At 67.8% G+C, this 15,033-nt stretch carries 16 protein-coding genes; 5 read left to right on the top strand and 11 right to left on the bottom strand.

Translation table 11 applies throughout. From position 1 onward, the window contains the following. Positions 1-334 precede the first annotated feature (334 nt). From ABIB14_RS15165 to ABIB14_RS15145, 5 genes are all read left to right on the top strand, one after another. A complete protein-coding gene (locus ABIB14_RS15165; RefSeq protein WP_354236742.1) occupies positions 335-1,579 on the top strand; it encodes a PucR family transcriptional regulator in 1,245 nt (414 codons plus the stop codon). Positions 1,580-1,667: 88 nt separating this feature from the next. Next, positions 1,668-2,597 carry an ACP S-malonyltransferase gene (locus ABIB14_RS15160; RefSeq protein ID WP_354236741.1) on the top strand — a complete coding sequence of 310 codons (930 nt, stop codon included), beginning with the start codon at positions 1,668-1,670 and terminating at the stop codon, positions 2,595-2,597. Next, positions 2,594-3,652, top strand: coding sequence for a beta-ketoacyl-ACP synthase III (locus tag ABIB14_RS15155; RefSeq protein ID WP_354236740.1), 1,059 nt, complete (start codon positions 2,594-2,596; stop codon positions 3,650-3,652). The genes ABIB14_RS15160 and ABIB14_RS15155 overlap by 4 nt, the downstream gene beginning before the upstream one ends. Positions 3,653-3,798: 146 nt before the next feature. After that, positions 3,799-4,044, top strand: coding sequence for an acyl carrier protein (locus ABIB14_RS15150; RefSeq protein WP_354236739.1), 246 nt, complete (start codon positions 3,799-3,801; stop codon positions 4,042-4,044). 206 nt (positions 4,045-4,250) lie between these two features. Continuing rightward, positions 4,251-5,486: a beta-ketoacyl-[acyl-carrier-protein] synthase family protein gene (locus tag ABIB14_RS15145; RefSeq protein ID WP_354236738.1), complete on the top strand. Its 1,236-nt coding sequence runs from the start codon at positions 4,251-4,253 to the stop codon at positions 5,484-5,486. 325 nt (positions 5,487-5,811) lie between these two features. Here ABIB14_RS15145 and ABIB14_RS15140 read toward each other — a convergent pair whose 3' ends face one another. From ABIB14_RS15140 to trmD, 11 genes are all read right to left on the bottom strand, one after another. Next, positions 5,812-6,315 (bottom strand): DUF3145 domain-containing protein, encoded by a 504-nt coding sequence (locus ABIB14_RS15140; protein ID WP_354236737.1) that lies wholly within the window; start codon positions 6,313-6,315, stop codon positions 5,812-5,814. A 350-nt stretch (positions 6,316-6,665) separates the two neighbouring features. Further along, entirely contained in the window at positions 6,666-7,595 is a 930-nt protein-coding gene (locus tag ABIB14_RS15135; protein ID WP_354236736.1) for a tyrosine recombinase XerC, read from the bottom strand. Positions 7,596-7,671: 76 nt separating this feature from the next. Continuing rightward, on the bottom strand, positions 7,672-8,859 hold the full coding sequence (gene dprA, locus ABIB14_RS15130; protein ID WP_354236735.1) for a DNA-processing protein DprA: 1,188 nt from the start codon (positions 8,857-8,859) through the stop codon (positions 7,672-7,674). A gap of 53 nt (positions 8,860-8,912) precedes the next feature. Then, positions 8,913-10,463, bottom strand: a complete 1,551-nt coding sequence (locus ABIB14_RS15125; protein WP_354236734.1) for a YifB family Mg chelatase-like AAA ATPase — start codon at positions 10,461-10,463, stop codon at positions 8,913-8,915. Beyond that, positions 10,464-10,820: a YraN family protein gene (locus ABIB14_RS15120; protein ID WP_354236733.1), complete on the bottom strand. Its 357-nt coding sequence runs from the start codon at positions 10,818-10,820 to the stop codon at positions 10,464-10,466. Between the two features lie 90 nt (positions 10,821-10,910). After that, entirely contained in the window at positions 10,911-11,237 is a 327-nt protein-coding gene (locus tag ABIB14_RS15115) for a DUF2469 domain-containing protein (RefSeq protein ID WP_349411448.1), read from the bottom strand. 86 nt (positions 11,238-11,323) lie between these two features. Continuing rightward, entirely contained in the window at positions 11,324-11,995 is a 672-nt protein-coding gene (gene rnhB / locus ABIB14_RS15110; protein WP_354236732.1) for a ribonuclease HII, read from the bottom strand. An 11-nt stretch (positions 11,996-12,006) separates the two neighbouring features. Further along, positions 12,007-12,819: a signal peptidase I gene (gene lepB / locus ABIB14_RS15105; RefSeq protein WP_354236731.1), complete on the bottom strand. Its 813-nt coding sequence runs from the start codon at positions 12,817-12,819 to the stop codon at positions 12,007-12,009. A 28-nt stretch (positions 12,820-12,847) separates the two neighbouring features. Beyond that, positions 12,848-13,510 (bottom strand): signal peptidase I, encoded by a 663-nt coding sequence (gene lepB / locus ABIB14_RS15100; RefSeq protein WP_354236730.1) that lies wholly within the window; start codon positions 13,508-13,510, stop codon positions 12,848-12,850. A gap of 104 nt (positions 13,511-13,614) precedes the next feature. After that, positions 13,615-13,974 carry a 50S ribosomal protein L19 gene (gene rplS, locus ABIB14_RS15095; protein ID WP_354236729.1) on the bottom strand — a complete coding sequence of 120 codons (360 nt, stop codon included), beginning with the start codon at positions 13,972-13,974 and terminating at the stop codon, positions 13,615-13,617. Between the two features lie 249 nt (positions 13,975-14,223). Continuing rightward, entirely contained in the window at positions 14,224-15,033 is an 810-nt protein-coding gene (trmD, locus tag ABIB14_RS15090; protein WP_354236746.1) for a tRNA (guanosine(37)-N1)-methyltransferase TrmD, read from the bottom strand.

Genomic DNA, 15,033 nt, shown 5'->3' with positions numbered 1-15,033 from the left:
GCACGCCGCTTCTTCAAGAACGACATCCACTCAATCGTGGTCCGTTCCCTGCAGATGCTGGCACGCCGCGGCGAGATCGATGCCCAGGCACCGGCACAGGCCATCGAGAAATACCGCCTGCTCAACGTCAACGCCGGCACCACCGGGGGCGCGGGCGGGGAGGCTTAAACGGCGCGCCAGAACCAAAAACAGCAACCGCGCAGGAACGCCCGACGGCGGTTCCCACCTTGGGTGGGGCCGCCGTCGGGCGTTTAACCCGTGGTGATCCAGCCCAAGGCGACTTGTAGCCTTTGCACAAATGGAGCTTGGACGGCAGGCACCGTATGCTCGAAGCATGGCAGAGCCCACCACCACTCCCGTAAAGCGCAAGCCGGCCGAGCGGGCACTGACCCCGGAGAAGGCCGAGACGCTCAAAAAGCTCCGATCCAGCGTGGGCAAGCTATCCACCACGACCCTGCGCCAGCTGGAGAAATCGCTGCCCTGGTACAGCCGGCTGAACTCCGACGAACGCTCCGCCCTGGGCATGGTCGCGCAGAACGGCATCGCCGCGTTCGTCACCTGGTTCGAGCGGCCCAGCTCGCCCTCGTGGATCCTCTCCGACGTCTTCGGCACGGCACCAACCGAGCTGACGCGCTCGATCAGCCTGCAGAAAGCGCTTCAGCTGATCCGGGTCGTCGTGGAGGTGGTTGAGGATCAGGTGCCGGTCATCGCGCCGCAGGCCGACCAGTCCGCCCTCCGCGAGGCGGTACTGCGTTACTCGCGTGAGGTGGCATTCGCCGCGGCGGATGTCTACGCCCGCGCCGCCGAGACCCGCGGCTCCTGGGACACGCGGCTGGAGGCGCTTATTGTCGACGCGATCCTGCGCGGCGAAAACACCGATGCGCTGCGTTCCCGGATTGCCGCGCTGGGCTGGAAAGCCCAGGAACGCTTCACCGTGATGGTGGGAAATTCCCCGTCGGAACCGAGCGCCAGCTACGTCAGCGAACTGCGCCGCACGGCCGGCCGCTTCGCCGAGGACGCCCTCGTCGGCATCCAGGGCGACCGGCTCATCCTCATCCTCGGCGGGGTGCAGGACCGCGAAACCGCCTGCCAGAAACTCAGCGAACTCTTCGCCCCGGGCCCCGTGGTCTACGGGGCCGAGGCCCATTCGCTGCCGGAGGCCAGCAGCTCCGCCCAGTCAGCCTTCGCCGGCCTGACCGCCGCCCGGGCCTGGCCGTCCGCGCCGCGCCCGGTGGCAGCCGACGACCTGTTGCCGGAGCGCGTGATCTCCGGAGACGACGCCGCCAGGCGCTCCTTGGTCAAGAACATCTACCGGCCCCTGCTCGCCGCGTCAAACGGCCTCGTGGAAACCCTCGGGAGCTACCTGGAACTGGGCCATTCACTCGAAGCGACGGCCCGCGAACTCTTTGTCCACGCCAACACCGTCCGGTACCGGCTCAAGCGGGTTTGCGATGTCACCGGCTGGGACCCGCTGATCCCCCGGGAGGCTTTTGTGCTTCAGGCGGCGCTGGTGGTGGGCCGGCTTTCGGCCCCGCCCAGACCCTCCACGGAACGCCAGACGTCCCGCAACAACACCTGACCCGTTGTAGACTTCCTACAAACTGACCCAGTGAGCTTGGTGCATGAAAGTACCGATGAATCACGCGGCAATTTGGAAAGCTGGATACGTGCTTGCAATCGTCTGCCCTGGACAGGGCTCCCAGACCCCTGGTTTTCTGGCCCCCTGGCTGGAACTGCCTCCCGTCGCAGGCCAGCTGGCCTCCCTTAGCGAAATAGCAGGTATCGACCTCACCGCGCACGGAACCACTTCGGACGAGGAGACCATCAAGGACACCGCCGTCGCGCAGCCCCTGATCGTCGCCGCCGGACTCGTGGCCGCCAAGTCCCTCTTCGACGTCGAACTGGACACCCTACCGGTCATTCTCGCCGGACACTCGGTCGGCGAGATCACCGCCTCCGCCCTGGCCGGGGTCCTGACCGAAACCGAGGCCATGACCTTCGTCCGCGAACGCGCCAACTCGATGGCCGCCGCGGCCGCGGCCGCGCCCACCGGCATGAGCGCCGTCGTGGGCGGAGACCCCGCCGAAGTACTGGCCGCAATCGAGGCCTGCGGCCTTACGCCGGCCAACGTCAACGGCGCGGGCCAGACCGTCGCCGCCGGCACCCTGGATCAGCTCGAGGCGCTCGCCAAGAATCCGCCGGCCAAGGCCCGCGTTATCGCGCTGAAGGTCGCCGGCGCGTTTCACACCTCGCACATGTCCCCGGCCGTGGTGGCGCTGCAGGCTCTCCGGCCCTCCCTGCACCCACGGAATCCGCAGGTCCCCCTCCTGTCCAACTTCGACGGCGCCGAGGTCACCGAGGGCGGCGCCGCCCTCGGCAGCCTGATCGCCCAGGTGTCGCGTCCGGTCCGTTGGGACCGCTGCATGGAGACCCTCGTGCAGCGCGGCGTCACCGGCGTGATCGAACTGGCTCCGGCCGGAACGCTGGCCGGCCTGGCCAAGCGCGGGATGCCGGGCGTGAAGACCGTCACCGTCAAGACCCCGGATGACCTTTCCGCCGCCTTGGCCCTATTCGCAGAACTGGAGGGAGTGAAATGAGCGCTCCAACCCTGAAGCAGGCCCCTATCAACGCGAACACGCGGGTGATGAGCGTGGGCGCCTACCGGCCCGACGTCATCGTCACCAACGAGGACGTCTGCCAGTGGATCGATTCCTCGGATGAATGGATCCGGCAACGCACCGGCATCATCACCCGGCACCGGGCTGCCGCCGACGTCAGCGTCATCGACATGGCCGAGGGCGCCTCCCGCGAGGCTCTGCAGAGGGCAGGCGTCGACGCCTCCGAACTGGGAGCCGTGATCGTTTCCACCGTGACGCACCCCTATGCCACTCCTTCGGCCGCTGCCAGCCTTGCCGACCGCATCGGCGCCACTCCCGCGCCGGCGTTCGACATCTCGGCCGCCTGCGCCGGGTACTGCTACGGCATCGCCCAGGCGGACGCCCTGGTCCGCTCCGGCGCGGCCAAGTACGTGCTGGTAGTCGGGGCCGAGAAGCTTTCCGACGTCATCGATAACACCGAACGCACCATCTCCTTCCTGCTCGGGGACGGTGCCGGAGCCGTCGTCATCGGCCCGTCCGACACCCCCGGCATCGGCCCCTCGGTGTGGGGGTCGGACGGCAGCAAGTGGGACGCCATCGGTATGACCCACTCCATGCTCGACATCCGCGACTTCGCAGCCGGCAAGCGCGACAGCGCCCTCACCGAGGGTGAGGCCGCGGCAACCGAAGCCGACCTGTGGCCCACCCTGCGCCAGGACGGGCAGACGGTGTTCCGCTGGGCGGTCTGGGAAATGGCCAAGATGGCCCAGCAGGCCCTCGACGCCGCCGGCGTCACTGCCGAGGACCTCGTAGCCTTCATCCCGCACCAGGCCAACATGCGGATCATTGACGAGATGGCCAAGAAGCTCAAGCTACCTGAGACCGTCAAGATCGCCAGGGATATCGCCGAAGCCGGCAACACCTCGGCAGCCTCCATCCCCCTCGCCACCCACCGATTGCTGCAGGACAACCCTGAACTGAGCGGCGGACTGGCCCTGCAGATCGGGTTCGGAGCCGGGTTGGTCTTCGGCGCCCAGGTGATTGTGCTTCCGTAAGGGGCCACCGCACTTCCTCCGTTGTTGGCATTCCTCAACAGCACGGATTCCCAAACCAAGCCGAACCCTCGGCTTGAATCAGTTCGCCAGAGACGACCGGAATAAGCACCGGGAGCCTACGGCGCCAACAAGAAAAGGAGCCATCAATGGCTAGCAACGAAGAAATCCTGGCCGGACTGGCTGAAATCGTCAACGAAGAAACTGGTCTGGCCCCGGAGGCTGTCGAGCTGGACAAGTCCTTCACCGAGGACCTGGACATCGACTCCATCTCGATGATGACCATCGTGGTCAACGCGGAAGAAAAGTTCGGCGTGCGCATCCCGGACGAAGAGGTCAAGAACCTCAAGACCGTCGGCGATGCTGTCAGCTTCATCGCCACCGCCCAGGCCTGATTCCCGCCTGCCCCTTGGCTTCGGCCGGCTCCTGCCGGACCGGTGGCCGGCCCGGGACGCTTCAACAGCTTCCCGGGCCGGCACCCCGCAGCCTTCTTTGAGCACGACCCCCGAGCTTTTAGCACGACCCCCGAATATTTCCTACGCAGGCCCGGCCGCTCCAGCAAGTTCCGGACACGGCAGGCGCACCGACAGAGAGAGATCCCATGGCACGCAAAGTAGTCATTACCGGTCTGGGTGCCACCACGCCCATCGGCGGCGATGTCCCCACGATGTGGAAGAACGCGCTGAAGGGCGTCTCCGGCGCGCACACGCTTGAGGACGACTGGGTGGCCAAGTACGAGCTGCCGGTGCACTTCGCGGCACGCGCATCAACCCCCGCCCTCGAAGTCCTGAGCCGGGTCGAAGCCAAGCGCATGGACCCGTCCACCCAGTTCGCCGTTGTGGCCTCCCGCGAGGCCTGGGCCGACGCCGGCATCACCGACATCGACCACGACCGCCTGGCCGTAGCATTCGCTACCGGCATCGGCGGTGTTTGGACCCTCCTGGACGCCTGGGACACCCTGCGCGAAAGAGGCCCCCGCCGCGTCCTGCCCATGACCGTGCCGATGCTGATGCCGAACGGCCCCGCTGCGGCTGTCAGCCTTGATCTGGGTGCCCGCGCCGGCGCCCATACCCCCGTCTCTGCCTGCGCCTCCGGCACCGAAGCCGTGCATGTGGGACTGGACCTGATCCGCTCCGGCAAGGCCGACGTCGTCGTCTGCGGCGGCGCGGAGGCCGCCATCCACCCGATGCCGATTGCCGCCTTCGCCTCGATGCAGGCGCTCTCGCGCCGCAACGACGATCCCGAGCACGCGTCACGGCCCTACGACCGCGACCGCGACGGCTTCGTCATGGGTGAGGGCGCCGGCGCGCTGGTCCTCGAAGCCGAGGAACACGCGATCGCCCGCGGCGCCCGGATCTACGCCGAGCTGGCCGGCACCTCGGTGACCGCCGACGCGTACCACATCACCGCCCCGGACCCCGAGGGGCTTGGCGCCATCCGGGCGCTCAAGGCGGCCATGTTCGACGGCCGGATCCAGGCCGAGGACGTGGTGCACGTCAACGCGCACGCCACCTCCACCCCGGTCGGCGACAAGCCCGAATACACTGCCCTCAGGGCCGCCCTCGGCAACCACATCGACAGCGTGGCGGTCTCCGCCACGAAGTCCCAGATGGGGCACCTGCTGGGCGCCTCCGGAGCGGTGGAAGCCGTGTTGACCGTGCTGGCGGTGTACGAGCGCAAGGCTCCGCTGACCATCAACCTCGAGAACCAGGACCCGGAGATCCCGCTGGACGTGGTCACAACCGAACGCGCCCTGCCCGGTGGCAGCATCGTGGCGCTGAGCAACTCCTTCGGCTTCGGCGGCCACAACGCCGTCATCGCAGTCCGCAGCCTCTAGGCGCACACCCCTCGAAACGACAGATGGCGGCAATGTTCCCGGTGAACACTGCCGCCATCTGTCATTTGGCGTTGCTGTGGAGCGCGTCCGACGACGGCGCCATGCAAGACTGGGCGACTGCGTGGCGTGCTGATAACCAGTTAGTCAACAGACTGGACACAATGTCAGCCGGGCTGGCGATATGACGGCTAGCGCCTAGTTCAAGAAGAACATTGCCCCCATCTGTCATGTGCCCTTGCTACGGAGTGGGATGTTGATTTGTCCTGCGGAGGTCCGGGTCAGGAAGGCACCGCTGTTAGCCGACCTGCTTTTAGCCGACCTGCTTTTAGCCGACCTGGTGGAGCCAGCGCACCGGGGCGCCTTCGGCGGCGTGCCGGAATGGTTCGAGCTCCTCGTCCCATGCCTCGCCAAGCGCCAGCGAGAGTTCGTGGTAGACCGCGGCGGGGTCGCCGGCGCCGGACTCGTAGGCGTACCGGATGCGGTCTTCGGAGACCATGATGTTGCCGTGCACGTCTGTGACGGCGTGGAAGATGCCGAGTTCGGGAGTGTGCGACCAGCGGCCGCCGTCGACGCCCTGGCTGGGTTCCTCGGTGACCTCGTAGCGGAGGTGAGCCCAGCCGCGGAGAGCGGACGCCAATTGGGCCCCCGTGCCCGGCGTTCCGGTCCACGACAGTTCGGCCCGGAACATTCCGGGCGCAGCGGGCTGGGCAGTCCACTCGAGATCCGTCCGCTTGTCCACGACAGACCCAATGGCCCACTCAACGTGGGGGCACAGGGCGGTCGGGGCCGAGTGAACGAACAGGACACCACGGGTTAGTGCAACAGACATTCCATCCTCCATAGCTATAGGTACGTCTTCCCCAACGACCTCTGCCTGGATGTCCGTCTGTTGCGCGGATCCGCGTGCGGGGCGGTTGCCCCTGCCAGACTATTCAGTTATTTGAAAGCATTAGCAAAGCCCCGCGTTTGCAAAAAATGGTCCGGATCACAAGTGGTGAGGGATGCTCACGAGCTTCAATCACCACTTGAAAGTTGCCGGGCGTGAGTTTCATTCTGCCGTACCCCGGCTATTTACGCCAGCGCAATTCGGCGCGTCGCCCCCGGCGAGTCGTTTTGGCTACCGGACGCGTCGACCGGGCGGTCCGGGGCCGTCACCTTACGGCGCGGGAGGCTGGCAGCTCAAGCCCGCGGATGGGCCTGCTGGTAGCTCTTGCGGAGCCGGTCGACCGAGACGTGCGTATAGATCTGGGTGGTGGCCAGACTGCTGTGACCAAGGATCTCCTGCACGGCACGGAGGTCCGCCCCGCCGTCGAGCAGGTGAGTTGCGGCCGAATGCCGCAAGGCGTGCGGACCGGTCGCCGAGGTGTCCCCCAGCCCGTCCAGCAGCCCCTTCACGACGCTGCGGACCTGCCGCTGGTCCATCCGCCTGCCACGGGCGCCCAGGAAGAGCGCCGGACCCGAACCTTCCCCAACCAGAGCCGGACGTCCGCGGCGCAGCCAGTCGTCAACGGCGTGCGCCGCCGGGAGTCCGTATGGCACCGTGCGCTCCTTGTTGCCTTTGCCGATGACCCGCAGGGTCCGGCGGTCCGGGTCGAGATCGTCCACATCCAGGCCGGACAGCTCACCGACGCGCACACCGGTGGCGTAGAGCAACTCCAGTATGGCGCGGTTCCGCAGGGCCATCGGCTTGCCCTCGGCTGCGGCCGACTCGGCTCCGGCCACGAGCCGCTGCACCTGCCCCAGCCCCAGCACACCGGGCAGGGACTTTTCCCGTTTCGGGGCCATCAGCCGCAGCGCCGGGTCGACGGCAATGAATTCCTCGCGGACGGCCCAGGCGGTGAAGGCCCGGGCTGTGGCGGCGTGCCGGGCCAAGGTGGCGCGGGACTTTCCAGCTTCGCTCTGGGCGCCAAGCCAGCGGCGCAGGGTGCCGAGTTCGAGATCCGCCATTTCCCCGGCACCCTCCGTGACCGCATGCACCAGCAGGCTTCCGACGTCGGAGAGGTAGGCGCGCACGGTGTGGACCGAACGGCCACGCTCCGCTTCCAGGTAGCGGCCGAAGCCGCTGGCAGCTTCGGCGAGCGCTGCGGGCAGTTGTTGCTGTGTTGGCACCGTTCCACTCTGCCAGTAATTACTCCGGCTCTGCCGCAGCCCGACGGCGTGCCGGGGTGTCGGCCGGTCCCGCGCCTCATCCCGCCGCTGTGGACCGTTTCCAGCCGGCGCCTCGGGATTCGGCCAGGCCCATCAGGCCAAGCCGGCCAAGACCTGCGCGGACCGAGTCCTGGCTCAGCCCGGCGACGGTGGCGAGCTTCTCGACGTTGCTCGTGATCCGCAGCGGAAGGGCGTCCAGCAGGATCAGATCTTCGAGGGTCAGTCCATCGTGGGCCTCGACCCTGCCTGGCTTGACCTCCGGCAACGAGTCACCGCTCGGCGAGGCCAGTTCGGCGATCTCGCCTGCGTCAGTGACGCACACGGCCCCGCCTTCGCGCAGCAAGCGGTGGCAGCCGGCCGAATTGGCACTGTGCACCGACCCGGGCACCGCCCCGACTGCCCTGCCCAGGGTCTCGGCATGGTGGGCTGTGTTCAGTGCCCCGGACCGCCACCGTGCCTCCACCACGACGGTGACCGCGGCCAGCGCCGCGATGAGTCTATTTCGCTGCAGGAAGCGGTATCTGGTAGGCGCCGACCCCGGCGGGACCTCGGCGAGCACGGCACCCTGGTTGGCGACTGCCCGGAGCAGGTCCTCGTTGCCGGCGGGGTAGAACCGGTCCACTCCCCCGGCCATGACGGCGATGGTGGGCAGGCCGCCGGCGGCACCGGCCAGGGCGGCCCGATGGGCGTGGGCGTCGATGCCGTAGGCTCCGCCGGAGATGATGGTGAACCCCCTCTGGGCCAGGGCGTAGGCAAGGTCGCCCGTCACGGCGGAGCCGTATGAAGTGCTGTCCCGGGAGCCCACCAGTGCAATAGCCTTGTTCACCGCCGGCAACTCCTGTTCCACACCGCGCCACCACAGGCAGAGGGGCTCCTGGAGGCCCAGGTCTGCGAGCTGGCCGGGCCATAGCACGTCCGTCGGTATGATCAGTCGTCCGCCGAGGCGCTGCACGGTCGCGAGGTCACGCGCCGGCGCCAGGTCAGGAACCCGCGGCGCCCAGCGTTTCAGTGCCATGCCCAGGCCGGTCCAGCCGCTGCCTGCGCCGTTTTCCTCCAGCACCCGGGACAATTCCTGCTCCAGCCCGGGACTTGCCGCCAGTTGCCCGGTCGCGATCCTTAGGGCCGCTTCTGCCCCGGCCACGCGGACGAGGGCCAGGCCTGCGGCGTCCTGGGGCTCCAGAAGCCTGGACAGTGCCGCCCGGGCAGTCCTTTCGTTGTCAGTCATGGTGTTGCATTCTCCTCACGCTGTGGGTCCATTGGCGGGTCGGGATAGCTGCCTCAGGCGGCGGCCGCTGTGGCCTGACGAAGGCCGAGCGCCTGGCCGATGTCGTCTGCATGGGGGACGTCACCGCCGGCGAGGTCCGCCAGGGTCCACGCCAGGCGCAGGACTCGGTCATAGCCGCGGGCCGTAAGGGCGCCGCGTTCCAGCGCCCGGTCGAGGATGCGGGTTGTTGGGCCGGCCAGCCGCAGCGGCCCGCGGAGCACCCGCCCCGGTACCTGCGCATTCGTTTCCAGACCGAGCGGCCGAAGCCGGTCGAGTTGCCGCTCCCGGGCGGCCCGCACCCGGGCCGCGATTTTGGCCGTACTCTCTTCGGCGCGGGGCTGGCCGAAGTCTGCCAGCGCCACGCGTTCAACCTCGAGCTGAATATCGACCCGGTCCAACAGCGGCCCGGACAGCCTGGCGAGGTAGCGGCGGCGCATCATCGGGGTGCAGGTACAGTCGATGCCCTTGCCGGAGGCCTTCCCGCAGGGGCACGGGTTGGCAGCGAGGACCAGCTGGAATCTGGCAGGATAGGCCGCCGTGCCGGCCGAGCGGTGAATGACCAGTTCGCCGCTCTCGAGCGGCTGCCGGAGTGCGTCCAGGACGCGTCGTTCATACTCCGGGGCCTCGTCAAGGAACAGCACGCCGCGGTGGGCACGTGAGGCCGCACCCGGACGCGGAAGTCCCGATCCGCCGCCGATGATCGCGGCCGCTGTGGCGGTGTGGTGCGGGTTCTCGTAGGGCGGCCGCCGCAGCAGCGTGACTGTGGCAGAGGGCAGCGAACTCAATGAATGGATGGCTGTCACCTCCATGGCCGCCCTGTCCCCGAGGTCCGGCAGCAGGCCGGGCAGCCGTTCGGCGAGCATCGTCTTGCCGGCCCCCGGTGGCCCGGTGAGCAGGACGTGGTGCGCCCCGGCCGCTGCCACTTCCAGGGCCCGGCGCCCGTCGCCCTGGCCCGAGACGTCGCACATATCCGGCACGACGCCGGCCGAGGCCGCGGCCGGCGTCGTGCCGGCCGGTTCCCCGTCTTCCGGTTCGAAATCCAGGGCCAATTCCTGCGGGTCCGCGCCGAAGTCGAAGGCCAGCCGGGCCAGGGTCCGGTAGCCGCGGACTTGGGCGCCGGGAACCAGCGCGGCTTCGGCGGCGTTGGCCTGCGCCACCACCACGTCCGGATAGCCGGCCTGCACGGCGGCCATGACGGCAGGGAGGATGCCGCGAACGGGGCGCAGACGCCCGTCCAGGCCAAGTTCCGCGATGAAGACATGCCGTCCGGTGGGACGCAGGTCGTTGGCAGCAAGCAGGACTGCCATTGCGATGGACAGGTCAAAGCCGGAGCCTCGCTTGGGCAATGACGCCGGGATCAGATTCGCGGTGATCTTCCGTCGGCTCAGCGGGATGCCGGAGTTCTGCGCTGCGGATCGAATCCGTTCCTTCGCCTCGTTAAGTGAGGCGTCCGGCAGGCCCAGGATCACGAACGCCGGAAGGGTCTGGCCGATGTCGGCTTCGACCTCCACGATGAAGCCGTTCAGGCCGACCAGTGCCACCGAATAGGTCCGTCCCAGGGCCATCTACCCCACCCCTTTGAGGTGTTCGATGGACGGACCGCCGGTGCCGTCGTCGAGCACGGCGATGACGTCTACGCGGCGAAGCGGCCTACGCATCTCATGGTCCCGGCACCACGCCGAGGCCAACCTATGCAGCCGCGCGAGCTTGTCCACGCCGACGGCTTCGAAGGGGTGCCCGTAGGCGACGGATTTGCGGGTCTTGACCTCGGCGATGACCAGCGCGTCCCCGTCGAGCGCCACAATATCGATCTCACCCTCGGGGCAGCGCCAGTTGCGGTCCACAATGCGCATGCCCTGGGCTTCGAGGAAGCCGGCGGCGAGTTCTTCGCCGCGCCGGCCCAGCACGTCCTTAGCTCTCATGCCTCCAGCGTGCGTGCTCCGGGAACGCCGACACAGTGGGCTGCCGGGCTATGTGGGTAACTCCGGGCGGTGGCTAGCTAAAGCCGGGAATCAGTTCCCCAGACCCTCCACCTTGGGCAGAGCCAGTTCCTCGTTGCGCGGAAGCTCCTCGACGTTGACGTCCTTGAAGGTGATGACGCGGACGCTCTTAACGAACCGGGCGGAGCGGTAGACGTCCCAGACCCACGCGTCCTGCAGCGTCAGGTCGAAGTAAACCTCGCCGTCGGCGCTGCGGGCCTGCAGGTCCACGTGGTTGGCCAGGTAGAAACGCCGTTCGGTCTCGACCACATAGCTGAACAGCCCGACGACGTCGCGGTATTCGCGGTAGAGCTGCAGCTCCATGTCGGTTTCATAGTTTTCCAGGTCTTCGGCACTCATGGTTCCATCTTGCACCATCGCGCGCCGACGGCGCGCCATGGCCCGTCCCGACGCCGCCCCCCGCTTGGCGCCGGCACCCCCCACACTTAGTCGCGGAGCAGCTGCCAGCTGACGCGGTGGTACGGGGACGGACCCGCGGCGCGGAGCGCGTCCTTGTGCGCGGCGGTGCCGTAGCCCTTGTTTTCGCTCCAGCCGAAGTCCGGATACTCGGTGTGCAGGGCAGTCATCTGGCGGTCGCGTTCGACCTTGGCCAGCACGGATGCCGCGGCCACGCTGAGGCACTGCATGTCGGCCTTTACCAGGGTGTGCACCGGCGCGTCGCAGCCCGGTTCCTGCGGTCCGTCGTCGAACAGGGAGGCCTGCGCCACGGGTGACAGCCAGTTGTGGCTGCCGTCCAGCAGCACCACATCCGGCGTCACGCCCGCGGCCAGCACCGAGAACCAGGCCCGGTTTCCGGCGAGCCTGAGCGCACCGATGATCCCGAGCGCATCAATTTCCGCGGCGGAGGCGTGCCCCACGGCGGAGGCGACGCCCCAGCTCCGTACCAGTGGCTCGAGCCGCTCCCGGTCCGCCGCCTTGAGCAGCTTACTGTCCCGGACGTCCGCCAGAAGCTTCTGCTGGTGCAGGTCCACGACGGCGATTCCGACGCTGACGGGCCCGGCCAGGGCGCCGCGGCCCACCTCGTCGACCCCGGCGAGCAGCCGGGCGCCGGAGCCGCGGAAGCGGCGCTCGTAGTCGAGGGTTGGAGCTGCGGACACGGCTGCTGTCCCTACTTTCCGGCCGCGGCCGGGACGCCGCGGAAGACTTCCGGGTAATTGTCCAGGGCCGTGATCCGGTTCAGCGGCCAGGCGATCACGGCGGCTCTGCCTTCGATGTCGGCCACGTCGATGAAGCCGCCGCTGCTGTCCGTGTGGGCGCGGGAATCGGCGGAATGGTTCCGGTTGTCGCCCATCACCCAGACTTTGCCCGCGGGCACCACCACGTCGAAGTCGCGCACCTGCGGCACCTCGGCGCTGTTGATGTACTTTTCGTCCAGTGGCGCCCCGTTGACGGTGAGCCGGCCGCTGCCGTCGCAGCAGACCACGTGGTCGCCGGGCAGGCCGATGACGCGCTTGACGAGGTGCTGTTCGGAGTTGTCCGGCAGCAGGCCCACGAAGGTCAGTGCGTCCTGCACGCCGGCGAACGCTCCGGCCGGTTTTTTGGCGGCAGGGGCCAGCCAGCCCTTGGTGTCGCGGAACACGACGACGTCGCCGCGCTGCATGGCGATCGGCTCCGGCACCAGCAGGTTGACGAAGATCCGGTCGTTGACGTCCAGCGTGTTCATCATCGATTCGGACGGGATATAGAACGCCCGGAACAGGAACGTCTTGATCAGGAAAGACAGCACGACGGCGATCACCACCACCGTGGCGACTTCCTTGAACCAGAGGAACGCGGGGCTGCGGCCCTCCCGGGCCGTCGCCCGGCGCGCTCGCGCCGGCGTCCGCTGGACCGCGGCGTGATCGCCGGAAGTCGGCGAGGAGGTCGCCGGGGGCTCGTCGCGCCCTTGCGGATCAGGTGTCCGGGGTCCGGTCTCGGGCATCTACTGTCCGTTCTTCATCGTCGTGTCTTTAATGTCGGGCGGCTTCGTTGGGCCGGGGTATTGCTGCAAATCTATCAAGCGGCCAGATGATCTGCGCCGGCCGGCCAACGATCCGGTCCAGCGGGACCATTCCGCCGCCCGGCGCGCCCAGCAGGCTGCGGGAATCGGCCGACTTGGACCGGTGGTCCCCCATCAGCCAGAGCCGGCCGTCGGGGACTATCACGCTGAACTTTAACTGGCTTGGGGCATCGCCGGCATACAGATAGGGTTCCTCAACTAGCTGGCCGTTGACTGTGAGCCGGCTGTCCGCATCGCAACAGACCACGTGGTCGCCGGGCAGGCCAATGACGCGTTTGACATAGGTCGTGTCGCTGCCGGTCAGGCCCAGCCAGTGGCCGGCGCCGGCAAGGAAATCGGCCGCAGGGCCTTTGCCGCTGTTGAGCGGGGCGAAGGAACCGCGGCCATCGAATACCACGAGGTCGCCGCGGCGGACCGGTTCGAAGGCAAAGTCGGTGCGTGATACTACGATCCTGTCCCCGTCGCGGAGCAGCGGTTCCATCGACGCCGACGGGATGTAGTAAACGTCCAGCCAGAGCGAGCGGACCAGGCCGCTGATGACCACCGCGAGGACCAGGCATAGCAACGCAAAACGCCAGCCCAGTTTCCTGGGCCGGCGTCTTGTCTGTTCCATGATCCGTGTCCTCTGGCGCTCTTCTAAATTGAACAGCGCAGTGGCGGCTGGTCGCGGCGCATGCCGGACCTCGTCCGTGGATCCGCTGGGAAAGTCCGGTGGACTTACTTGGCGGTCTGGAAGTCGCGCTTTTCCTTGATCTTCGCAGCCTTACCGCGCAGTGCACGCATGTAGTAAAGCTTGGCGCGGCGCACGTCCCCCTTGGAGACGAGCTCGATCTTGTCGATGATCGGGGAGTGTACCGGGAAGGTACGCTCCACGCCGACGCCGAAGGAGACCTTGCGGACGGTGAAGGTTTCGCGGACGCCGTCGCCCTGGCGGCCCAGGACGAAGCCCTGGAAGACCTGGACGCGGGAGTTCTTGCCTTCGATGATGTTCACGTGCACCTTGATGTTGTCACCCGCGCGGAACTCGGGAACATCGTTTCGCAGCGAAGCTGCGTCTACGGAATCTAGGATATGCATTGATCCACTCCTGGCGAACGCCACAGGTCATTCACGTTGGGTCACGGCGGCCAAGCCCGGGCGCATTCACGCACCGGAAATTCCCGCCGAAAGTTTTGTCGTTCCGGCTCTGTCAGGAATTGACCGGGCCGGGGTGCCGCTGTTGGTGACGCTCCCCCTGTGGCAGGTTCGCAACCCAGCAGGCACAAGCACTAATTTTGCCACATTCCGGCGCGTTTTGGTGAATTGGCTTAGGCGGATCGGCTTGGTTCAAGCGTCGGGGCGGCGCTGGAGCCGGCCGTCGACGACGTCGTAACCGAGTTCTCCAAACGCCGTCCGGTCCGCGCGGGGCAGCTTGCCGGCGTCGAACACGTCGAGCAGGTCGGGGCGGCGTTCAGCGGTGCGCCGGTATTGTTCGTGCCGCCGCCACTGCGCGATCTTGCCGTGGTTGCCGCTCAGCAGCACTGCGGGAACCTCGCGGTCCCGCCAGCTCGACGGTTTGGTGTAGACGGGATATTCGAGCAGGCCGTCGGAGTGCGATTCCTCCACGAGCGACTCCGGGTTGCCGACGACGCCGGGCAGCAGGCGCCCGACGGCCTCGACCATGGCCAGCACGGCCACCTCGCCGCCGTTCAGCACGTAGTCTCCCAGACTCATGGGCCGGACGGTGAAGTGTTCCGCGGCCCAGTCCAGGACGCGTTCGTCGATGCCCTCGTAGCGTCCGCAGGCGAAAACCAGCTGGTCCTCTTCCGCGAGTTCATGGGCAATCGCCTGGCTGAAAGGCTCCCCCGCCGGGGACGGAACGATCAGCACGGGTTTGCGGGAGGTGTCCCCGGCGGACGCCTTGGGCGCCGCCTCGGCGACGGCGGCCAGCGCCTGCGCCCAGGGTTCGGGCTTCATCACCATGCCGGCGCCGCCGCCGTAGGGGGTGTCGTCCACCGTGCGGTGCCGGTCAGTGGTGAAGCCGCGGAGGTCGTGGACGTTCAGTTCCAGCAACCCGTCCTGGCGCGCCTTCCCGATCAGGGAGAGTTCCAGGGGTGCGAGGTATTCGGGAAAGATGCTGACGACGTCGATCCGCAT

It is taken from the genome of Arthrobacter sp. UYEF3, from assembly GCF_040546245.1.
In the GTDB taxonomy this organism is placed as follows: Bacteria; Actinomycetota; Actinomycetes; order Actinomycetales; family Micrococcaceae; genus Arthrobacter.
The sequence above is the reverse complement of the archived record's forward strand: the minus strand, read 5'-3'. Positions and strand labels throughout refer to the sequence as shown.